A 21,426-nucleotide genomic window follows, 5' to 3' on the forward strand; every position below is an offset into this window, starting at 1 on the left:
GTGCCGCAGGGTCACTCCGGAGAGGCCGTGGCATGAAAGCTGCACCTGTTGCACGTGCACTCCACCGCCGTCCCACCCGCTCCGAGCGACGAAGCGCCGCAGCGCATCGTCAAGGTCCGGCGCGACTACAACAGCTGGGTCGCCAGCGAGACGCTGGAAGATTACGCGCTGCGCTACACGCCGCAGCGCTTCCGGCGCATGTCGGAGTGGCGCGTCGCGACGACGGCCTTTGGCGGTGCTGCTTCGTTCCTGATCCTGGAAGCGGTCGGGGCCACCTTGTTGGTGCAGTACGGGTTCGTCAACGCGTTCTGGGCCATCCTGGTGACGGGGCTCATCATCTTCCTGGCCGGGTTGCCGATCAGCGTCTATGCGGCGCGCTACGGCGTCGACATGGACCTCCTGACCCGCGGCGCGGGCTTCGGCTACATCGGCTCGACGCTCACGTCGCTGATCTACGCCTCCTTCACCTTCATCTTCTTCGCGCTCGAGGCGGCGGTGATGGCCTATGCGCTCGAACTCGCGCTCGGGATTCCGCCCGTCTGGGGCTACCTGGTGTGTGCGCTGGTGGTGATTCCGCTGGTCACGCACGGCGTGTCGGCGATCAGCCACTTGCAGGTCTGGACGCAGCCCATCTGGCTGATCATGCTGGTCGTGCCCTTCGGCTACGTGCTCGCGCGCGATCCTGGTGCGTTTTCCGGTATCTCGCACTATGTCGGGGTCAAGTCGGCATCCATCGATTTTGATCTGCACCTGTTTGGTGCTGCTTTGACCGTGGGCATTGCGCTGATCACCCAGATGGGCGAGCAGGCCGACTACCTGCGCTTCATGCCGGCGCGCACCTCTGCCAACAAGGGACGCTGGTGGGCCGGCGTGCTCGCGGGCGGGCCGGGGTGGGTCGTGCTCGGGGTGCTCAAGATGCTGGGTGGCGCGTTGCTGGCCTACCTCGCGATCAGCCATATGGTGCCGCCCGAGCGCGCGGTCGATCCGAACCAGATGTACCTGGCCGCCTACGAGTACGTCTTTCCCAACTTCGGGTGGGCGGTCGTGGCGACGGCGGTGTTCGTCGTGATCTCGCAGCTCAAGATCAACGTCACCAATGCCTATGCCGGCTCGCTCGCGTGGAGCAATTTCTTCTCGCGCGTGACGCACAGCCATCCGGGCCGCGTCGTGTGGGTGGTGTTCAACGCGCTCATCGCCTTCATGCTCATGGAGATGAACGTGTTCGAGGCCCTGGGCGACGTGCTCGGCCTCTACGCCAACATCGCCATCGCGTGGATGATGGCGGTGGTGGCCGACCTGGTCATCAACAAGCCGCTGGGGCTTTCGCCGCCGGGCATCGAGTTCAAGCGTGCGCACCTCTGGGACATCAACCCGGTCGGTGTCGGCGCGATGGCGCTGGCTTCGGTGCTGTCGATCACCGCGCACCTGGGCTTCTTCGGACCGCTGGCACAGGCTTTCTCGGCCCTGATCGCGCTGGGCACGGCCTTCGTCACGGCGCCGCTGATCGCCTGGGCCACGCGCGGCAAGTACTACATCGCCCGCATCTCCGACGAGCGCGGGGCCGCACCCTTCGTCCCGGCCGCTCGCCGCTCGACGGTGCGCCGGGCCCGCGTCGAATCCGATGCCGGCAGCTACCGGCGCCTCAGCACGCAGCGCTGCGTGATCTGCGAGCGCGAATACGAGGGCCCGGACATGGCGCACTGCCCGGCCTACCAGGGGCCGATCTGCTCGCTGTGCTGCACGCTCGATGCGCGCTGCGGCGACCTGTGCAAGCCCGAGGCAAGCCTGTCGGCGCAGTGGTCGGGCGCGTTGCGATGGCTGCTGCCGCGCCGCGTGTGGCCGTACCTCGACACGGGCCTCGGCCACTTCCTGCTGTTGATGCTGATCGTCGTGCCGCTGCTGGCCGCCGTCTTCGGCGTGCTGTACCAGCAGGAACTGCGCGCGTTTGGCGAAACCGCGCTGACCGAGAGCGCATTGGCCGACCTGCAGCCCGCTTCGTTGCGATCGGGATTCCTCAAGGCCTACATGGCGCTGCTCCTGATCGCCGGCATCGTCGCCTGGTGGCTGGTGCTCGCGCACCAGAGCCGCAAGGTCGCGCAGGAGGAATCGAACCGCCAGACGCACCTCCTGGTGCGCGAGATCGAACTGCACCGCGAGACCGACCGCGCCCTGCAGGCCGCCAAGCAGACCGCCGACCAGGCGCGCGAACAGGCCGACCAGGCCAACCAGGCCAAGAGCCGCTACATCAGCGCCATCAGCCACGAACTGCGCACGCCGCTCAACAGCATCCTCGGCTACGCGCAACTGATGGGCGAGGACGCCGCCGTGCCGGCGCATCGCAGGCAGGCGGTCGCGGTCATCAAGCGCGGGGGCGAACACTTGCTGTCGCTGATCGAAGGCACGCTCGACATCGCCCACATCGAAGCCGGCAAGCTCACGCTCAATGCCAAGCCGATGCAGTTCGCCGAACTCATGACCGAGCTCGCCGACATGTTCGAGCTCCAGGCTGAGGAGAAGGGCCTCGCCTTCCGATTCGAGCCGACCGGCACTTTGCCGCAGCTCGTGCGTGCCGACGAGAAGCGGGTTCGGCAGATCCTCATCAACCTGCTGGGCAACGCGATCAAGTTCACCGCAAGCGGGCAGGTCACGCTGCGCCTTCGCTATGCGCGCGAGTTCGCGGCGGTGGAGATCGAGGACACGGGGCCGGGCATGTCGGCCGAGGAACTGGGGCGCATCTTCGAACCCTTCGCGCGTGGCGCGATCGCAGGGCCCGCCGCGCCTGGCGCCGGCCTCGGATTGACGATCGCGAAGATGCTGATCGACCTGATGGGCGGCGAGATGACGGTGCAAAGCACGCCCGGCGTCGGATCGGTGTTTCGCCTGCGCCTCTTCCTGCCCCACGTGCACGAGGTGCCCGCCGCGAGCGTGCGCCGTGTCTCGGCACCCGTGGTGCGCGTGCGCAGGGGCTACGAAGGTCCGCGCCGCCGGCTGCTGGTGGTCGACAACGAGGAGGCCGATCGCGAGCTGCTCGCGCATGTGCTCTCGCCCTTGGGCTTCGAACTGCGGACGGCCGCGAGCGGCCACGATGCGCTCGACCTGATCGCCGCCGGCTGGCGACCCCATGCCATGTTCGTCGACCTCGCGATGCCGGGCATCGACGGGTGGGAGACGATCCGCCGTTCGCGTGCGCTCGGGCTGACGGAGGCTGCCGTCGCGATCGTGTCCGCCAATGCCTTCGACAAGCGGCTGGACAACGATGTCGGCATCACGCCAGAGGACTTCTTCGTCAAGCCGGTGCGCCACAGCGAACTGCTCGACTGGCTGGAACGCCGGCTGGAGCTGCGCTGGAACGACCAGGCCGCGGTGTTGCCCCCGTCCGAAGCCGCATCGGCCGCGGTGCCTTCCGCCGAGCGCCTGCGCGCGCTCGAAGAGGCCGTGGGCCTTGGTTACTTTCGCGGAATCATGAACCAGCTCGACGACATCGACGCGGCACAGCTCGAGTGCGCCGCCTGGACGGCGACACAGCGTGCCCTGGCACGGCAATTCCAGTTCGAGGCGATGAGCCGTGCGCTGACCGCCGCGGTGGGAACACCATGATTACCCCCACGCCACTCGTCAGCACCCTGCGCGGCAGCGCGGGCAACAGCGACCTGGTCCTGATCGTCGACGACGTGCCCGACAACCTCGCGGTGTTGCACGATGCGCTCGACGAATCCGGCTACACCGTGCTCGTCGCCACCAGCGGCGAACAGGCCTTGCAGCGCGCCGCGCAGGCGCGGCCCGACATCGTGCTGCTCGACGCGATGATGCCGGGGATCGACGGCTTCGAGGTGGCGCGACGGCTCAAGGCCGATGCCGCGACCGCGCACATCCCGATCGTCTTCATGACCGGCCTCACCGAGACCGAACACCTCGTCGCCGCGCTCGAAGCGGGCGGCGTGGACTACGTCACCAAGCCCATCAAGCCCAAGGAAGTGCTGGCGCGCATGAACGTGCACTTGCAGGGCGCCCGGCGCGCGCGGCAGGAGGCGCAGCAGGCCGGCCAGGCGCGCAATGCGCTCGATGCCTTCGGCTACGCGAGCTTCACCGTGCGCATGCCCGAGGGCAAGCTGATCTGGCAGACGGTGCTGGCGCGTGACCTGTTGCTGCGCTATTGCGGCACCAGCGCGCCGGTGACGCCGCCCGCCGTGCTCGCCTGGCTGCACCGCCACCTCCCCGATGCACAGGAGCGCCAGATCGAACCGCCCGTGCTGACCATCGAACAGGGCGCGACCAGCCTCAACCTGCGCCTGCACCAGCAGACCGGTCACGACGACGGCGGCGACGACTGGCTGATCATCATGCGCGAGGTGTCCGACACGGCGGTCATCGAGGCCATGAGCCTCAGCCTGAAGCTCACGGCGCGCGAGGCCGAGGTGCTCTACTGGGTCGTCAAGGGCAAGACCAACAAGGACATCGGCGAGATCCTGGGCAGCAGCCCCGCAACGGCAAAGAAGCATCTGGAACGCGTGTACGTCAAGCTCGGCGTCGAGACCCGCACGGCGGCGGCCGGCGTGGCGATGAAGCGCATCCGCGAACTGCAGCCCCAGTTCGAAATCTGAAGGGCGCCCCGCAGGGCGGGCGCATGATGGCCGCAGAACCGACATGCGTCGCTTCTAGAATCCGCCGCCATGCGTCGACACGTCCTCGTCCTCCTCCTGTGGCTGACCGCGGCCACCGCCCGGGCGGGCGGGCATTTCGACGTCGACGACGCCTTCACGCTGGATCCGGGTCAATGCCAGTACGAAGCCTGGTACGGCCGTTTCGGTACCGAGCCGCTCACGGACTTTCACCTGGGGCCTGCTTGCCGTGTCGGGCCGGTCGAGCTGGGCCTGAACATCGATCGCTATGCCATCCCGGACCTGTATGGCTGGGTGGTGGGGCCGCAGGTGAAGTGGACCTATTTCGGCCAGGGTGCGGATTCGAAGCTGGTCGCGGCGGTGTCCGCGGGCGTGGGCTTCGATGTCACGCACGGCGGGTACACGGGGCGGCAGTTCGTGCTGCCCGTGAGTTGGCGTGCGCTCGACAGCCTGTGGATTCACGCCAACCTCGGCTACGACTGGTCGACGGTGACCGGCGACCGCACGGGGCGAGGCGGCCTTCAGGGCGAGTGGGCGCTGAACGACAAGGTGAGCCTGATGTTCGAGCGATTCCGCGCCTTCGACCTTTGGACTTCACGCGTGGGCGCGCGATACAGCTTGACGCCCTTGATCAGCATCGATGTGAGCGCCGCCCGGACCACGGCTCCAGGCAGCCCATGGGTGTACGTGATCGGGCTGAATCACGAGTTCAAACGCCCCTGAGCCTCAAACCTCCGCGCCTTCCACCAGAAAGCGCACGCGCCGCACACCCTGCCATTCATCGGCGTCGAGTCGGTAGGCGATCACCACCTTCGGCGGCAGCGGCTCGGTGTGGCCGAACCAGATGCCGTCCACCGGCTTGCCGCGGTGCTTGAGCTTCAGCGCCAGGTGCTTCTCGCCGACGAGCCGCTGCGAGACCACTTCCACTTCCTCGCTGAAGGTCGGTGGCGCAAAGCCCTGGCCCCACACCTCGCGGTGCAGCGTGTCCACCAGGTCCACGCGCAGGTACTCGGGTGAGAGCGGGCCGTCGGTGTCCAGCCGCCGCGTGAGGGTTGCGGCGCCGAGCCATTCCTGGGCCACCTCGGCCAGCGCCTGTTCGAAGGCCGGGAAGCGCTCCCGCGCGACGGTGCAGCCGGCCGCCATGGCGTGGCCACCGAAGCGAAGCAGCACCCCCGGGTACCGCTTGGCGACGAGGTCGAGCGCATCGCGCAGATGAAAGCCGGGAATCGAGCGGCCCGAGCCCTTGAGCTCGTGCGACTTGCCGTCCGCGCCGCTGGCGGCAAAGACGAAGGTCGGCCGGTGAAAGCGCTCCTTGATGCGCGAAGCGACGATGCCGACCACGCCTTCGTGGAAGTCCGCGCCGAACACGCTGATCGCAGCGGGCGGTGCCTGCGTGTCTGCGAACAGCGATTCCGCGAGCACCAGCGCCTTGTCGCGCATGCCGCCTTCGATGTCGCGGCGTTCGCGGTTGATGCCGTCGAGCGTGCGGGCGAGTTCGTCCGCGCGACCGGCGTTGTCGGTCAGCAGGCATTCGATGCCGAGCGTCATGTCGGCGAGCCGGCCGGCCGCGTTGATGCGCGGGCCGAGCGCGAAGCCGAAGTCGAAGGTGGTCGCAACCGCTGCGTTGCGGCCTGCGGCCTTGAACAGCGCCGCGATGCCCGCAGGCATCGCGCCCGCGCGGATGCGGCGCAGCCCCTGCGCGACCAGGCGGCGGTTGTTGGCGTCGAGCCGGACCACGTCGGCCACCGTGCCGAGCGCGACCAGCGGCAGCAGCGTGTCCAGCTTCGGCTGGTTGGCCACGTCGAACACGCCGCGCGCACGCAGTTCGGACCGCAGCGCGAGCAACACGTAGAACATCACGCCGACGCCGGCGATGCTCTTGCTCTCGAAGGTGCAGTCGGGCTGGTTCGGGTTCACGAGCACGTCGGCTTCGGGCAGCGCCGGGCCCGGAAGATGGTGGTCCGTGACGAGCACCGACAGGTGGCGCGCCTTGGCGGCGGCCACGCCCTCGACGCTCGCGATGCCGTTGTCCACGGTGATGAGCATGTCCGCGCCGCTGTCCGCCACGCGCTCGGCGATCGGCGGCGTGAGGCCGTAGCCGTCGGTCACGCGGTCGGGAACGAGGTAGGCCGCGTGCTTCGCGCCGAGCAGGCGCAGTCCGCGCACGGCAACGGCACAGGCGGTCGCGCCGTCGCAGTCGTAGTCGGCGACGACGCACAGGCGTTTGTCGTCGCGGATCGCATCGGCCAGCAGGACGGCCGCTTCGCGTGTGCCGCGCAGGGTGTCCGGCGGCAGGAGACGCGCGAGGCCGTCGTCCAGCTCTTCCTTGGCAAGCACGCCGCGGGCCGCGTAGAGCCGTGCCAGCAGCGGATGCACGCCAGCCTGTTCGAGCGCCCAGGCGCTGCGCGGCGGGATGTCCCGGGCGATGATCTTCATGCTCACAGCGCCTCGAGTGCGGTGGCTGCATTCGGCCGGTTGAAGAGGCTCTTCGCCCACTGCAGCACGCCGCGCGACTGCACGCCGAAGCTTCGCGCCCCGCGGTCGCCGCACAGCGTCAGCATGACCGGTGTGCCGCGGGTATAGGCGTCGAGCAGTTCCGCGACCGGGCCGGCATCCAGTGCCTGCCAAGCGGCGGCCCATGCCACGCCGTCATCACGCAGCGCGGGCGTGCGCAGGGCATCGGCGACGGTGGGGGCCGGACCATTGGGCGCGAACGAACTCGGCAAGCTGCCCGAGCCGCTAAGCCAGAAGGAATTGATCGGCGGCACGCCGCGCGCGGTCCGCGCGTCGTTCACGCGTTCGGTATAGAGCAGCATCTGCATCTCGTTCTGAAGCCGGCGCAGTGGGCGGGCGCCGTCGGACAAGGGCGACCACTGCGAAATGGGGTAGCCGACCGCACGGTCGATCGATGCCGTGGGCAGGCCGTCGAACACCTTGCCACGCGCAAGCCAGCGGCCGGGCGTGCCGGAAGCATGCAGCGCGATTCCGTCTTCCTCGAAGAAGGGCTGGGCAGCCGCCTGAAGTGCGGCGGATTCGGATTCGCTGATCTGGATCGCGGCCGGGTCGCCCAGCGCCACGTCGTCGATGCCCACCTGCCAATGGCACAGCGTCGCCATGGCCCAGCTCTCGCCGCCGTCAGTGGCGGCGAGCCCGGCCTGCCTGGCCTCCAGCGCTGCCCAGGGAATGCAGCCGTCCGCCGCGGAGATGCCCAGGGCTGCGGCCAGCGCGCGCTCGTGCGGGGGGGAAAGGGTGCTGTCGTCCTGCACATCCTCGTGCACCAGCGCGAGCCGCGAAAGAAGGGCTTCGAGCTTCGGAAGGCGCAATCCCGCCAAGGCCTCGCGGCAGGCAGGCGAGCCGCGGCCGGCGAAGGGAATCAGGAGATGGCGGGAGATGGCAGGGGATGACATGGGCCTATTGTCCGGGATGCCACAATCCTCGCGATGCGACTCCCCTACGAACTGCAACTCGGCTGGCGCTACACGCGCGCGGGCCGGGCCACGCGGCGCAACGGCTTCATCTCCTTCATCTCCGGCGTCTCGATGTTCGGCATCGCGCTGGGCGTGGCGGCGCTGATCATCGTGCTGAGCGTGATGAACGGCTTCCAGAAGGAAGTGACCGACCGCATGCTCGGCGTGATCTCGCACATCGAGATCTTCTCCCGCGACGGCCAGGCCCTCGGTGACCTCGACGCGATCATGGCCGCGGCGCGCAAGAACCCCCAGGTGATCGGCGTGGCGCCTTTCGTTGCCGCGCAGGCGCTGATCGCGCGCGGCGAGGACATGAAGGGCGCGCTCGTGCGCGGCATCGAGCCGTCGCTGGAGCCGCAGGTGACCGACATCTCCACCACCGCGCAGCAGGGCGCGCTCGACAAGCTGGTGCCCGGCGAGTTCGGCATCGTGCTGGGCGTCGAACTGGCGCGCTCGCTGTTCGTTCGCGTCGGCGACCAGGTCACGCTGGTCGCGCCGGGCGGACAGGTCACGCCGGCCGGCGTGCTGCCGCGCTTCAAGCCCTTCACCGTGGTCGGCACCTTCGATTCGGGCCACTACGAATACGACTCGGCGCTCGCGATGATCCACGAGCAGGATGCCGCGCGCGTGTTCCGCCTCGAAGGCCCGACCGGCGTGCGCCTCAAGCTCAAGGACCTGCACCAGGCGCGCGAGGTGGCCGACGAACTGGCCGCGACGCTGCCGGGCTCCTTCCTCATCCGCGACTGGACGCGCGCGAACAAGACCTGGTTCGCCGCCGTCCAGGTCGAGAAACGCATGATGTTCATCATCCTTACGCTGATCGTCGCCGTCGCGGCCTTCAACCTCGTCTCGACGCTGGTGATGACGGTCACCGACAAGCGCGCCGACATCGCGATCCTGCGCACGCTCGGTTCGAGCCCGCGCAGCATCATGGGCATCTTCGTGGTGCAGGGCGCGATGGTGGGCGTCATCGGCACGCTGGGCGGCCTGCTGCTCGGCCTGGGCATCGCCTACAACATCGACGTGATCGTGCCGGCGCTGGAGCGGCTGTTCCACGCGAGCTTCCTGCCGAAGGACATCTACCTCATCAGCAAGATGCCGAGCGATCCGCAGCGGGCGGACATCCTGCCGATCACCGTGATTTCGCTGATCCTTGCCTTTGTCGCAACCCTCTACCCGAGCTGGCGCGCCAGTCGCGTCAATCCCGCGGAGGCGTTGCGTTATGAGTGAGGTGGTCCTGAAGGTTCGCGGGCTGACCAAGCGGTTTCATGAAGGGCGGATCGATCTCACGGTGCTGCACGGCGTCGACCTGGACGTGCATGCGGGCGAGACCCTGGCCATCGTCGGCGCCTCGGGCTCCGGCAAGAGCACGCTGCTGCACCTGATGGGCGGGCTCGACGCGCCCACGGCCGGCAGCGTCGAACTGCACGGCAAGAACATCGCGCACGTCGACGCGGCCGAGCAGGGGCGTCTGCGGAATCTGCACCTCGGCTTCGTCTACCAGTTTCACCATCTGCTGCCGGAGTTCAGTGCACTCGACAACGTGGCGATGCCGCTCAAGATCCGGCGCATGCCGCCTTCGCAGGCGTCCGACGCCGCCGTCTCGATCTTGAAGGCCGTGGGGCTGGGCGAAAGAGTGCAGCATCGTCCGGCGGAACTGTCCGGTGGCGAGCGTCAGCGTGTCGCCATCGCGCGCGCGCTGGTGACACAGCCGGATTGCGTGCTCGCCGACGAGCCGACCGGCAACCTGGATCGCGCGACCGCCGACAGCGTCTTTGCGCTGATGCTGCAACTGGCCCACGACCGTGGTACCGCGTTCGTGATGGTCACCCACGACGAAACCCTGGCCTCACGCTGCGATCGTGTCCTGCGTCTAACGGCAGGAAGATTGGCCAACTGACGCCGCTCAGCGGCAGACCGTCGTCGTACCGATCGGCTGACAAGTCTTCCCGTCGACGCTCTGGTAGCGGTCGAGCTGGCCGGATCGGTTGTAGTGATTGCCTTGCTTGTCCTGGCAGCCCTGTGCGTCGCAGTTTCGGATTCGCGGCCGCATGTCGCGAGGCCGCTGGGGCTGGCCGTAGGCGGCGCCGTAGGGATAGGGGTAGCCGTAGTCGAAAATCGCCGGGTCGTCGCCGCGGTCGCTGTTCCAGCGTGAATCGCTGGTTCTGTCGTCTCCGTTGCTTCCGCGGGAGTCGATGATGGCGGGCCCCGATGGTCCTGGCACGGGCCGGAGCGAGGCTTCACTCGCATCGCGTGGCGGGGCGGGCGGCTGGAGGTAGGCGCCGTCCGGTGGCGGTCTGGTCGGCTCCGGGACGGATACGCGACCGACCGGCCTGGCGCCTGGGGAGCACGCGCCGTCGGTGTAGCTGACATTGCCGGCCGCGTCCGCGCAGCGGATCACTTCGGCGCCGGCCGTGAGGCTGAGCGTGGTCGTGATCGCGAGGATGAGCAACGGGCGCATGGTGTCCATTCTCGTCCTGGCCCGTGCGCCTGGCAAAGAGCGCTTGCGCCGGCCCCACCTGCGCAACGGTCGTTCGCCGGGCCGCCCGGCGGCATCAACCGGCCGGACGGCCGGGTCCGGGGCGTGACGGCGGCCGGCCCCTGTCGTTGATGATCGGCACCCGGCCTCGAACCGAGTGCTGCAGGTAGCTCGAATCCACCCATCCGCGGTGCCGCCTCGAATCGATGCGGCACCAGCGCCAGGTACTGATGCAGCCATTGACGCGGACGGCCGTCCGCGCGGGGAGCACGGCTACCACCTCGAAGGACCGGTCGGGTCCGCCGCGCACGTTGAGCGAACGCGTGGTGGTGGTGTTGAGAGCGAGCGCGGAAAGCGGCACGCAGAGGAGCAGCGCGAGAAGGCACGATTTCGATTTCGCAAGCGACATGGCCAGGAACTCCGGAGGGCGGACCACGGTCCGATCGCCCTCACTATAGGTGCACCCCTGTCGACGCCGCCACAGCTTCGAACAAGCTCGGGACGGACGCATTCAAGGGCTGAAGATCAGGACCACGTACACGAAGAACACGACCAGGTGCACGGCGCCTTCGAGCACGGTCGTGCGCGGCCCGGAGAAGGTGAGCGTGCTGAGAATCAAGGTGAGGGCCAGCAAGGTGATGCCGGTCGGGTCGAGACCCAGGATCATGGTCTTGCCCGTCACGAGCCCGATGACGAGGATCGCCGGCACGGTGAGCCCGATGGTGGAGGCCGCGGCGCCGAGGCACACGTTGATCGAGCGCTGCAATTGGTTCGCCCGCGCCGCAACCAGCGCGGTGATGCCTTCGGGCGCGAAGACGATCACCGCGATGAGCACGCCGCCCAGGGCGGGCGGCGCGCCGAGCGCAGCGGTGCCGTGGTCGATCAACGTGGCGAGACGCCCCGACAGAAGCACGATCGGCAGCAGCGTGATCAGCAGCAGGACGGTATGGCGCACGATCGCGGCGCCGGCAGCACTTCGCTTCGCGGACGCCGGTGTCGGGCCATGTGCGATGCGTTCCGCACGCGCCTCGGTGAAGAACCCCCGGTGTCGCCGCGTCTGTATCAGCAGGAAGATGCCGTACAGCAGGATCGTGAACAACGAGAAGAAGCCCGCCTGCAGCGTCGTGAGGCTCCCGGACGGCACGGCCTGCGTGAAGTTGGGCAGGATCAGCGCGATCGACGACAGCGGGATGATCACTGCGAGGTACGCCACGGCGCCCTGCAGGTTGTAGTCCTGTTCGCGATGCCGCAGCCCACCCAGCAGCAGGGCCAGCCCGACACCGGCGTTCAGGGCAATCATCACCACGGCAAACATGGTGTCGCGGCCCAATGTCGGCGTGGCCTCGCTGCCAAGCGCCACAGCGGCGATCAGCACGACTTCGATGATCACGATGGACAGGGTGAGCACCAGCGAGCCCAGCGGCTCGCCGAGGATCCCGGCGAGGTGGTCCGCCCGCGCCACCACGCCGAACGCACACCAGAGGATCAGCGCGAACAGCCAGACAAAGAGCGCGGCCGCGCGCAGGCCCGAGCCGGGCTCGGCCAGCCATGCATCGCCAAGGACGAAGAACAGCGCCACCGTAGCCCATGCAATGGCAAGACGCGCGATCAGGATCATGGCTCGCTCCGCATGCGTTGCCTCGCGCAGGGTGCGGGGCCCATGGCTTTTACCGGCGCCGCGCGTGCCTGTAAACCTGAGCGATTCCTGACTGATCGCGCCGGCATCTCTGCCCCAAAGGGCAATTGCACCAAGAACGGCGAAGCAGGAGACTCTGACCGCTTGGGATCGCGATGATGTGCACCGAAGCCGGCGGGGCGCGTTGAAGCCAAACTGATTAAAGTTGCGACAAGCAACAACCAAGAGGAAGCTCGTGGGGTTTCTTGAAAGCCTGAATGACTTTGCGGCTTGCATCGTCGTGGCAGTTGGCACTTCCCCGGACGCGTACCCCGCGTGGAGCGACGGATTCAGGGCCCACTTCGCGGAAATCATGCTGCTGTGGGCCGAAATTCGTCCGCAGCTCCGCGTTGACCTCGAACAGGTGCGTCGGATCGACGTGACGTTGCAGAACATGGCCGCGGCGATCGAAGTCGACGACACGTGTGCCTTTCAGGAGGCCGCCCAGACGCTCCAAGGGCTGGACGTTTCGGCGCTCCGATGATGCAAGCCCTATGAACAGGCCCGGCGTACGGCCGCACGCAACTGTCGCACGCTGATAGGCCGTTCGAGAAAGTCCGTCGCCGCCAGCCGTGCGATCTCCACCGCGGTCCGGAACGCACTGTGCGGACCCAGCACGATGATCGGAAGCGCATTGCCGATCTGCCTGAGTTCGCGCACCAGTTGCAGCGTCGCGGCTCCGTCCTGGTCGGCCGTGAGGATCAGGCAGTGGCCCGGCCCGACCGGCAACTTCGCAAGCTCCGCGACCTCATCGTTCGGGAAGGTCACGGCGTCCACCAGGTCACACGCGAGCGCCGATGCGATCCATGCGCGGTCATGCGGATCGTCGACAACGACGTAGGCGGTGGTCGGTATCAGCTTCGACAAGAAGGCACGCTGTGTCCGACGCAAGGATGCCATCGGCACGTCGCCGGGCGTGCCACCTTGTCGGCCCTTTCCACTGCAGATGGTGAGCGTGCGTCGACTTGACGTCCATCCCGGCGGACACGCACCGCCACGTACGTACCCGTCGCGGGGCTCGCTCAGGAGCGAGTCACAAAGTCGGTCCGGCGCTTGCCGACGAGGCTGCGGACGACCTGCACGTAGCCGCTGGCGATGTGGGCCGACTGCAGGGCGCCCTTGTCCCGGAGCAGCCGATGCATGCGGCGCAGGTTGTACGAGGGCACCGTGGGCGCGAGGTGGTGCTCCACGTGGTAGTTGACGAAGTTCGGTGCAAACAGGAGCCGCTCCCACCAGGCCGCACGCACCGTGCGGGTGTTCGACCAGATGTCCTGACTCATGGTGCCGGGCAGCGCGCCATGCTCGGCGGCATTGCGGATGCGGCTGATCAGCATGTAGGTGGTCAGCCAGGTCGCAGGCCACAACAGATAGGCCATGGGGTGGCCACAAGCCCACAGCAGCGCGAGCGCGAGTGCGTGCACCAGCAGGATGCGGCGGGCGTTTCGCAGCAGATGGCGCAGGCCTCGCTGGCCCGGCGCGCCGCCGCCCGTCGTCGCGGATTCGGCCCCCAGCTTCTTGTAGGCGTAGCCGAAGCGCAGCTTCTCCGGCTCCGCATGGGCATACAGCACGGCCAGCGTGGCAGCAGCCTTCAGGCCCGTGAGGCCGAGCAGGTCGCGCAGGACCTTGCGACCCAGCGAAGCCGCGCTCACCGGGTAGCCACGGTAGTTCGGCAGGTCCGGGTCATCCGCCGTGCCGGTTTTTACGTGGTGGGTCATGTGATAGCTGCGATAGATCGTCAGGTCGGCGAACACCGGCGCGGCGCACAGCCACTGGCCGATCCAGTCGTTCAGCGGTCGCGAAGGTGTGAAGGAGCGATGCGCGCACTCGTGCATGAGGATGCCGAGCCCCAACTGGCGCCCTGCCAGCACCAGCATGGCAAGTGCGACGGTCGCGACGCCGGGCCACACGATGACCAGGCCGAAACTGGCCACGATCAGGCTCCAGTTAACCGCCAGCATCCAGGCGGCCTTCCAGCTGGACTTGCGCTGCAGCAGCAACAACTCTTCGCGGTCCAGCAGTTTGCGTACGTCATTCATTGGAAACATCCAGTGCGGTTTCGATGATCCGATTGAATCAGGGAGCGCGCAGAATCTGTTGTCATGAAGCGCCAGATTGATGACATGAACGCAGGAGCCTCTGCCCCGGTGCGCGTGGCCATCCTGCTCCCCGACCGGCCATGGGCAGGATCGGTGCTGCTGGTGCGCGACCTGCTCCAGGCGGCCGGGACCCTGGTGGCGCGCAACGACGACATTGCCGCGAACGCGCTGTTCGACGTACGGCTGGTGGCGCGCAGCAAGGCCCGCGTCATCAGCTTAGGCGGCCTGCCGCTGACGCCGGACCTGACGCTGGGCAGGGCAGGGGACTTCCGCGTCGTCGTCGTGCCCGCCCAGTTCGCACCGGCCGCCGAGACGACCGAAGACGATGCGGCGTACGGCGACTGGCTGCGCCGGCAACACGCCGCCGGCGCACTGCTGGTGAGCTTCGGGGGCGCACTGCTGCTGGCCAAGTCGGGGTTGCTCGACGGGCGCGAGGCCACCGGGCTGCTGAGCGAGCGATCGATCATCCAGCGGCGCTTTCCGGAAGTTCGCTACCAGTCCACCCGCCGGATCGTGGCCGCGGCCGACATCGTCACGGTGTGCGGCATCGGCCCCACGGTCGATGCCTGCGCCCACCTGATCGAGCGATTCTTCGGCGTGCAGCGCGCACGCCGCTTCCTGCGCCACACCAGCACCGAGGTGCTGCCTGCCGACAACAAGCTCGCGCTGTGGAGCGCCCCGTACAAGGGCCACGGTGACCCCCAGGTGCTCGCGGTGCAGGAAATACTCGAACGGGAAATGGATCCGGTGCCAAGCCTCGCCGCACTGGCGCAGCACGCCGGCCTGAGCGAACGCAGCCTGTCCCGCCGCTTCGTGGCGGCCGTCGGCTTCAACCTGCGGCAGTACGTGGCGAATCTGCGACTGGAGCGCGCGGACCATCTGCTCACCACAAGCCGCCTGCCCCTGGCCCACGTCGCACGCGAGTGCGGCTATGCGAGCGCCAGCGCCCTGAGCCGCGCCTTTGCGGCGGCGCGCGGCAAGGCGCCCCGTCGCCATCGGCTGGAGCATGCGGTCGGGCAGCGGCGGCCCGTACGGCCCTGAATCCGACGGCGCGGGGCAGGGCTGCCACCAGTGACTGCCAGCAAACCGGCGTCGATAATTCGCCGACCGGCGGGGTTCCAAGTCCCACGCCTGGAGGAAAAATCAAGATGTCTGCTGCCATGTTTGCAGCCCTGGGCTTTACCGTGGCACTCCTCGTCACGACGGCCTACTTCATCATGGGCTCCATCCCGCTTCTCATCCTGAAGCACGACACGCCGCTCGACGCCCGATTCGTGCGAGGCTTCTTCAACATCTACTACGTCGCCGCGTTCATCACCGCCACTGCAACGGGGATCAGCTATGCGGTGGCGGGCCGGTTGGCCCTCGCCGGGGGTGCCGGGGCGCTGGCACTGATTGCCGTCGTCCTGCGCAGGAAGGTCATTCCCAAGATGGACGCGCTCGGCGCGCAGATCCAGTCCAACTACATGGACGCCATCCCGGGATTCCGCCGGACGCACGTCACCGCGATCCTGATCAACCTCGCGCAGCTCGTGGCGATCGTGTGGAGCCTCATCGGCCTGGGCCGGTAGACGTTCGGCACCCGCCGGATGGTGGATGCGGCCGATGAACGAGTGGCGTAGCCTGAAGCCGGTATGGCACAGATCGCCCGGGAGGCGCTGCCGAAGGCGATGATGCCCATCCTGGCAAAGTCGCTGTACGGCCGGCCTTCAGGGGGCGGCGGTGTTTCCGATACGCTGTGGAAAAAACGACTGGGACAAAGCACCGCTGTCAGAAGGAAATGGATCGTGCATGAGCTGACCTTCCGTACTCTCCTTTACCGCTACTTCTTTTTCGAGTGGCTCTTCATGGACGTCTCGCGAGGCAGCCTGCTGGAGCGCTCGGCCGCCTTTCGTCACAACCAGACCCAGGCTCATTGGCTGCTCACCTACATGCGACGCTGGCTGTGGTGCGCCGTGCTGTTGTACGGATTGGGCGGCATTGTCGAAATCCAGATGGCCGCGCCGGCGGTCTCGGCGCTGTTCTACGTGCCGAGCGCCTTGAGCGTGTCGGTGAATGCGGTGATCGCCACGGCCTGGCTGGGGCTCAAGATGCTGTCGAAGCCGCTCTGAGGGCGCGTTGCGCCTGCGCTAGGGTCTGGCGGCCGCCGCCCGCTGGGTGAACGTCAACGCCAGGAAGTCCACGAAGGCGCGGACCCGGGCGGCGAGCTGGTGCCGTTGCGGGTACACCGCGTAGATGTCCGCATCGGGCGTGAAGTACTGCGGCAGCACCTGCACCAGCCGGCCGTTGCGCAGGAAGCGTTCGATGTCCCACTCGGCCCGCATCAGGATGCCGTGGCCGTCGAGCGCCCAGTTGACCGCGATCTCGCCGTCGTTGGTCGCCAGGTTCCCGCGTGTCTTGACGGCCTCGGTATGCGCGCTGCGGCCCCGCCCGCTGGCCAGTCGCCAGACGCCGTAGGCTTCCTCACCCTGGCGGATGCCGATGCAGTTGTGCTTCGTCAGGTCGTTCGGCACCCTGGGCGTGCCATGCTTCTCCAGGTAGGCCGGCGCCGCGCACAGCAGGCGACGGTTCGCCGCGACGTGCCGCGCGATGACCCGGCTGTCCGGCGGCGCGCCGAAGCGCACGCAGACATCGAAAAGGTCTTCGGTCAGCGCCGGCGGGTTGACCGACAACTGGAACTGCACCTCCACGTCCGGGTACTTGCGAACGAACCGGGAGATCAGCGGCGCGACGTGACTGCGCCCGAAGCCGAGCGTGGCGTTGACCCGCAGCAGGCCCTTCGGGGTCGCCCTCGACACCCCGAGAAGCTCCTCCATGCCGTCGATGTCGCCCAGGATCCTTCGTGCGTGCTCGAGGTACACCTCGCCTTCGGGCGTCAGGCTCATGCGGCGCGTCGACCGGTTGATCAGCGACACGCCGACGCGCGACTCCATCAGCGCCAGGTGCTTGCTCACCGCGGGCGTGGTGACGCCGAGTTCACGCGCCGCCGCGCTGAGGCTTCCGGCGCTGGCCAGCGTCGAGAAAAAGCCAAGGTCCGCCGGCAGGATCGCAGAAGTCATGGCCGCTCCACTGTTGAATCCAGGTTAACAATGGATTCACTTTAGCGCCGAGCCGAAGGGGCGTCGAGTTTCTACAGTACCCATACCCCTTCACCACCACCCCTCGGAGACAAAGCCATGAAGACGTACAAGATCGCAACCATTCCCGGCGACGGCATCGGCAAGGAAGTCGTGCCCGCCGGCCAGCAAGTGCTCGAAGCCCTGGCTTCGGCCAGCAACAGCTTCAAGTTCGAGTTCGAGAACTTCGACTGGGGCGGCGACTACTTCCGCCAGCACGGCGTGATGATGCCCGACGACGGCCTGAACGCCATCCGCGACAAGGACGCGATCCTGTTCGGTTCCGCCGGCGACCCGCACATCCCCGACCACATCACGCTCTGGGGCCTGCGCCTGAAGATCTGCCAGGGCTTCGACCAGTACGCCAACGTGCGCCCGACGCGCATCCTTCCCGGCATCGACGGCCCGCTCAAGCGCTGCGGCCCGGACGACCTGAACTGGGTCATCGTTCGCGAGAACTCGGAAGGCGAATACTCCGGCGTCGGCGGCCGCGTGCACCAAGGCCATCCGATCGAAGCCGCGACCGACGTGTCGATGATGACCCGCGCCGGTGTCGAGCGCATCATGCGATTCGCCTTCAAGCTGGCCCAGTCGCGGCCCCGCAAGCTGCTGACCGTCATTACGAAGAGCAACGCCCAGCGCCACGCGATGGTCATGTGGGACGAGATCGCGGTGCAGATCGCCAAGGAGTTCCCGGACGTCAAGTGGGACAAGGAACTGGTCGACGCCTCGACGGCCCGCATGATCAACAACCCGGCATCGCTCGACACCATCGTCGCGACCAACCTGCACGCCGACATCCTGAGCGATCTTGCCGCCGCGCTGGCCGGCAGCCTGGGCATCGCGCCCACCGGCAACATCGATCCCGAGCACCGCTATCCGTCGATGTTCGAGCCGATCCATGGCTCGGCCTTCGACATCATGGGCAAGGGCCTCGCCAACCCGGTCGGCACCTTCTGGTCGGTTGTGATGCTGCTGGAGCACCTCGGCGAGGCCGATGCCGCCCGCCGCGTCATGCAGGCCATCGAGCGGGTCACGGCCGACAAGTCGCTGCACACCCGCGACCTCGGCGGCAAGGCCACCACCGCCGACGTCACCAGGGCCGTGTGCGAGCAGGTCGCCGGCACCGCGCAACGCAAGGCCGCCTGACTGCGCCCGAGCCCGGCCGGCCCAGAGCGGCCGGGCCTTTTCCCTGAACCAGGGGACGGCACGCGCCGCCTCTCATCGCGAAGCAGCCGCCAAGCGCTGCAGGGGCGAACTCGTGCCCACACATCCACCAGGAGACAAATCATGCGCCGCTTCTTCGGAAAGTTGTACGTCCAGGTCCTCGTCGGCGTGTTCGCCGGTGCGGCCCTCGGCTTCTTCGCACCCCACATCGCCGGCGACTTCAAGCCGCTGGGCGACATCTTCATCAAGCTGATCAAGATGGTGTTCGCACCGATCATCTTCGCCACCGTGGTGCTCGGCATTGCGCGGATGGAGAACATGAAGGAGCTCGGCCGCGTCGGCGTGCGGGCCCTGATCTATTTCGAGGTCCTGTCGACCTTCGCCCTGGCGCTCGGCCTGCTGGTCGTCAACGTCGTCGGCCCCGGCAACGGCATGAACATCGATCCCGCGCGGCTCGACACCAAGGCCATCGCCAGCTACACCGCGGCGGGCGCCAAGTCCGAGGGCTTCATCGACTTCGTGATGCACCTGGTGCCGACCAGCGTCATCGACGCGCTGGCCCGCAACGACATCCTGCAGATCCTGGTGTTCTCGACCCTGTTCGGCATCGCGCTCTCACACATCGGGCCGCGCGCCAAGCCGGTGGTGGACTTTCTCGACTCGTTCACGCACGGCGTGTTCTCGATCGTCGGGATGATCATGCGGCTGGCCCCGCTGGCGGCCTTCGGTGCGATGGCATTCACGGTGGGCGCCTACGGACTGGGCTCGATCGTGGCGCTCGGCAAGCTGATGGGCACGATGTACATCACCTGCTTCCTGTTCGTGGCGGTCGTGCTGGGCTTCATCGCGCGGCTGTCGGGCTTCAGCCTGTGGAAGTTCCTGAAGTACATCAAGGACGAACTCTTCACCGTGCTCGGCACCAGCTCGTCCGAGTCCGTGGTGCCGCAGCTGATGCGCAAGCTGGAGCATGCCGGCGTCTCGAAGCCGGTGGTGGGCCTGGTCGTGCCGGCCGGACTGACCTTCAACCCGGACGGCCAGTGCATCTACTACACGATGGCCGCGATCTTCATCGCCCAGGCCACCAACACGCCCCTGACCATGATGGACCAGCTCGTCGTCCTGGGCGTGCTGCTGCTCACGTCCAAGGGGTCGGCCGGCGTCACCGGCTCCGGCTTCATCACGCTGGCGGCGACGCTCGCCTCGATGGGCAAGATTCCGGTCGCCGGCATGGTGCTGCTGCTGGGCGTGGACCGCTTCATGTCGGAGGCGCGGTCGATCACCAACACGATCGGCAACGCGGTGGGCACCATCGCCATCGCCCGCTGGGTCGGTGCGGTGGACCGCCAGCGCCTGACGCAGGTGCTCGACGGCAAGAGCGATCCGGAGGACCTGGACGGGCTCTATGAAAGCGACGACGAGGCCAGCAACATCAAGCCGATTCGCGTCGAGCTGGCCGATGCGCGGATCGCGGCCTGAGCCGGAGGACTGCCGCCATGAACCCCGCAGACCCCCGCAGCGTGCTGCGCGCGATGTTCGACGCCGCGATCGCCGCCGCGCAACCCGCGCTGTGCGTCCCCCGCCACCTGCCGGCGCCGCCCAAGGGACGGCTGGTCGTGATCGGCGCGGGCAAGGCCTCGGCAGCGATGGCCCGCGCCGTCGAGGATCACTGGCCCGGCAAGCTCTCGGGGCTGGTGGTGACCCGCTACGGCTATGCGGTGCCCTGCGAACGCGTCGAGGTCGTCGAGACGGCCCACCCCGTACCCGACGCTGCCGGAGAACTTGCGGCCCGCCGGCTGCTCGCGACCGTCGAAGGACTGACCGCCGACGACCTGGTGCTGTGCCTGATCTCGGGTGGCGGCTCCTCGCTGCTTCCTCTGGCGTTGCCCGGGCTCACCCTGGCCGACGAGCAGGCCCTTAACCGCGCGCTGCTGGCGAGCGGCGCAAGCATCAGCGAGATGAACTGCGTGCGCCGACACCTGTCGGCCATCAAGGGCGGGCGGCTGGCAGCGGCCTGCCGGCCGGCGCGCGTCCTAAACCTGTTGCTGTCGGACGTTCCCGGCGACAACGCGGTCGACATCGCCTCGGGGCCGACCGTCCCCGATCCGAGCACCTGCGCCGACGCGCTCGACATCCTGCATCGCTATGCGATCGACGTGCCGCCACGGGCGCGCGCGCTGCTCGAAAGCGGCGAGGGTGAAACCCTGAAGGCGGGCGATGCGCGGCTGCCCGAGATCGAAACCCGCTTCATCGCGACACCGCAGATGGCGCTCGAAGCGGCCGCCGCCGTCGCCCGGGATGCCGGCCTGCATCCGTACATCCTGGGCGACGCCATCGAGGGCGAGGCCCGCGACGTGGCCAAGACGATGGCCGGCATCGCACTGCAGGTGGCGCGGCGTGGCCAGCCGATGCCGGGGCCGTGCGTGCTGCTCTCCGGCGGCGAAACCACGGTCACCGTGCGCGGCAGCGGACGCGGTGGCCGGAACGTCGAGTTCCTGTTGTCGCTCGGCATCGCACTGAATGGCGAGCCGCGCATTTATGCACTGGCCGGCGACACGGACGGCGTCGACGGCCAGGAAGAGATTGCCGGCGCGCTGCTGGCGCCCGACACGCTGCACCGCGCATGGAAGCAGGGCCTGAGGCCCCGATCGCACCTCGACGACAACGACGGCCATGGCTTCTTCGGGGCGCTCGGCGACTCGGTCGTGACCGGCCCGACCCTCACCAACGTGAACGACTTTCGCGCGATCGTGATCACCGCCGGCACATCCGCTGCGGGCGGGACCGATGGCGCATCCAGGAGAAACTGA

The 21,426-nt window shown here is 67.9% G+C and carries 20 protein-coding genes; 12 read left to right on the forward strand and 8 right to left on the reverse strand.

Features of this window, described 5'->3' with window-relative positions:
* The first annotated feature begins 54 nt into the window (after positions 1–54).
* From ACSFBL_RS13075 to ACSFBL_RS13085, 3 genes are all read left to right on the forward strand, one after another.
* Positions 55–3,597, forward strand: a complete 3,543-nt coding sequence (locus ACSFBL_RS13075) for a hybrid sensor histidine kinase/response regulator (RefSeq protein WP_435516498.1) — start codon at positions 55–57, stop codon at positions 3,595–3,597.
* The gene (locus ACSFBL_RS13080) at positions 3,594–4,601 is read left to right on the forward strand and encodes a response regulator (protein WP_435516211.1); all 1,008 of its coding nucleotides are present in this window, start codon (positions 3,594–3,596) and stop codon (positions 4,599–4,601) included. The genes ACSFBL_RS13075 and ACSFBL_RS13080 overlap by 4 nt, the downstream gene beginning before the upstream one ends.
* Positions 4,602–4,670: 69 nt before the next feature.
* A complete protein-coding gene (locus ACSFBL_RS13085) occupies positions 4,671–5,342 on the forward strand; it encodes a hypothetical protein (protein ID WP_435516212.1) in 672 nt (223 codons plus the stop codon).
* 3 nt (positions 5,343–5,345) lie between these two features.
* Here ACSFBL_RS13085 and recJ read toward each other — a convergent pair whose 3' ends face one another.
* Together recJ and ACSFBL_RS13095 are read right to left on the reverse strand one after the other, a co-directional pair.
* Positions 5,346–7,055, reverse strand: coding sequence for a single-stranded-DNA-specific exonuclease RecJ (gene recJ / locus ACSFBL_RS13090; protein ID WP_435516213.1), 1,710 nt, complete (start codon positions 7,053–7,055; stop codon positions 5,346–5,348).
* Positions 7,056–7,057: 2 nt separating this feature from the next.
* Positions 7,058–8,026, reverse strand: a complete 969-nt coding sequence (locus ACSFBL_RS13095; protein WP_435516214.1) for a hypothetical protein — start codon at positions 8,024–8,026, stop codon at positions 7,058–7,060.
* Between the two features lie 33 nt (positions 8,027–8,059).
* Between ACSFBL_RS13095 and ACSFBL_RS13100 the strand changes: the two genes are divergently transcribed.
* Entirely contained in the window at positions 8,060–9,316 is a 1,257-nt protein-coding gene (locus ACSFBL_RS13100; protein ID WP_435516215.1) for a lipoprotein-releasing ABC transporter permease subunit, read from the forward strand.
* A complete protein-coding gene (gene lolD, locus ACSFBL_RS13105) occupies positions 9,309–9,986 on the forward strand; it encodes a lipoprotein-releasing ABC transporter ATP-binding protein LolD (protein ID WP_435516216.1) in 678 nt (225 codons plus the stop codon). The genes ACSFBL_RS13100 and lolD overlap by 8 nt, the downstream gene beginning before the upstream one ends.
* Positions 9,987–9,992: 6 nt before the next feature.
* Here the strand turns inward: lolD and ACSFBL_RS13110 are convergent, their stop codons facing one another.
* The 3 genes from ACSFBL_RS13110 to ACSFBL_RS13120 form a co-directional block, all read right to left on the reverse strand.
* Positions 9,993–10,556 (reverse strand): DUF4124 domain-containing protein, encoded by a 564-nt coding sequence (locus ACSFBL_RS13110; protein WP_435516217.1) that lies wholly within the window; start codon positions 10,554–10,556, stop codon positions 9,993–9,995.
* 85 nt (positions 10,557–10,641) lie between these two features.
* Positions 10,642–10,974: an SH3 domain-containing protein gene (locus ACSFBL_RS13115; RefSeq protein WP_435516218.1), complete on the reverse strand. Its 333-nt coding sequence runs from the start codon at positions 10,972–10,974 to the stop codon at positions 10,642–10,644.
* Positions 10,975–11,076: 102 nt separating this feature from the next.
* Positions 11,077–12,183 (reverse strand): calcium:cation antiporter, encoded by a 1,107-nt coding sequence (locus tag ACSFBL_RS13120; protein WP_435516219.1) that lies wholly within the window; start codon positions 12,181–12,183, stop codon positions 11,077–11,079.
* Positions 12,184–12,553: 370 nt separating this feature from the next.
* Between ACSFBL_RS13120 and ACSFBL_RS13125 the strand changes: the two genes are divergently transcribed.
* The gene (locus ACSFBL_RS13125; RefSeq protein WP_435516220.1) at positions 12,554–12,724 is read left to right on the forward strand and encodes a hypothetical protein; all 171 of its coding nucleotides are present in this window, start codon (positions 12,554–12,556) and stop codon (positions 12,722–12,724) included.
* 8 nt (positions 12,725–12,732) lie between these two features.
* Here the strand turns inward: ACSFBL_RS13125 and ACSFBL_RS13130 are convergent, their stop codons facing one another.
* Together ACSFBL_RS13130 and ACSFBL_RS13135 are read right to left on the reverse strand one after the other, a co-directional pair.
* A complete protein-coding gene (locus tag ACSFBL_RS13130; RefSeq protein WP_435516221.1) occupies positions 12,733–13,140 on the reverse strand; it encodes a DNA-binding transcriptional response regulator in 408 nt (135 codons plus the stop codon).
* 122 nt (positions 13,141–13,262) lie between these two features.
* Positions 13,263–14,276: a fatty acid desaturase family protein gene (locus tag ACSFBL_RS13135; RefSeq protein ID WP_435516222.1), complete on the reverse strand. Its 1,014-nt coding sequence runs from the start codon at positions 14,274–14,276 to the stop codon at positions 13,263–13,265.
* 63 nt (positions 14,277–14,339) lie between these two features.
* Between ACSFBL_RS13135 and ACSFBL_RS13140 the strand changes: the two genes are divergently transcribed.
* The 3 genes from ACSFBL_RS13140 (at position 14,340) to ACSFBL_RS13150 (ending at position 16,447) form a co-directional block, all read left to right on the forward strand.
* The gene (locus ACSFBL_RS13140; protein WP_435516223.1) at positions 14,340–15,377 is read left to right on the forward strand and encodes a GlxA family transcriptional regulator; all 1,038 of its coding nucleotides are present in this window, start codon (positions 14,340–14,342) and stop codon (positions 15,375–15,377) included.
* 107 nt (positions 15,378–15,484) lie between these two features.
* Positions 15,485–15,907 (forward strand): hypothetical protein, encoded by a 423-nt coding sequence (locus tag ACSFBL_RS13145; protein WP_435516224.1) that lies wholly within the window; start codon positions 15,485–15,487, stop codon positions 15,905–15,907.
* A gap of 216 nt (positions 15,908–16,123) precedes the next feature.
* Positions 16,124–16,447 carry a hypothetical protein gene (locus ACSFBL_RS13150; RefSeq protein WP_435516499.1) on the forward strand — a complete coding sequence of 108 codons (324 nt, stop codon included), beginning with the start codon at positions 16,124–16,126 and terminating at the stop codon, positions 16,445–16,447.
* 18 nt (positions 16,448–16,465) lie between these two features.
* On the opposite strand, the gene ACSFBL_RS13155 is transcribed toward ACSFBL_RS13150, so the two are convergent.
* A complete protein-coding gene (locus ACSFBL_RS13155; RefSeq protein ID WP_435516225.1) occupies positions 16,466–17,395 on the reverse strand; it encodes a LysR substrate-binding domain-containing protein in 930 nt (309 codons plus the stop codon).
* Between the two features lie 117 nt (positions 17,396–17,512).
* On the opposite strand from ACSFBL_RS13155, the gene ACSFBL_RS13160 reads away from it, so the two are divergent.
* The 3 genes from ACSFBL_RS13160 to ACSFBL_RS13170 all read left to right on the forward strand — a co-directional run bounded on the left by ACSFBL_RS13160 (position 17,513) and on the right by ACSFBL_RS13170 (position 21,426).
* Positions 17,513–18,601: a tartrate dehydrogenase gene (locus ACSFBL_RS13160; protein WP_435516226.1), complete on the forward strand. Its 1,089-nt coding sequence runs from the start codon at positions 17,513–17,515 to the stop codon at positions 18,599–18,601.
* A gap of 141 nt (positions 18,602–18,742) precedes the next feature.
* Positions 18,743–20,095 (forward strand): dicarboxylate/amino acid:cation symporter, encoded by a 1,353-nt coding sequence (locus tag ACSFBL_RS13165; RefSeq protein WP_435516227.1) that lies wholly within the window; start codon positions 18,743–18,745, stop codon positions 20,093–20,095.
* A gap of 17 nt (positions 20,096–20,112) precedes the next feature.
* Positions 20,113–21,426: a glycerate kinase type-2 family protein gene (locus tag ACSFBL_RS13170; protein WP_435516228.1), complete on the forward strand. Its 1,314-nt coding sequence runs from the start codon at positions 20,113–20,115 to the stop codon at positions 21,424–21,426.

This window comes from Variovorax glacialis, from assembly GCF_051216375.1.
Lineage (GTDB): Bacteria > Pseudomonadota > Gammaproteobacteria > Burkholderiales > Burkholderiaceae_C > Variovorax.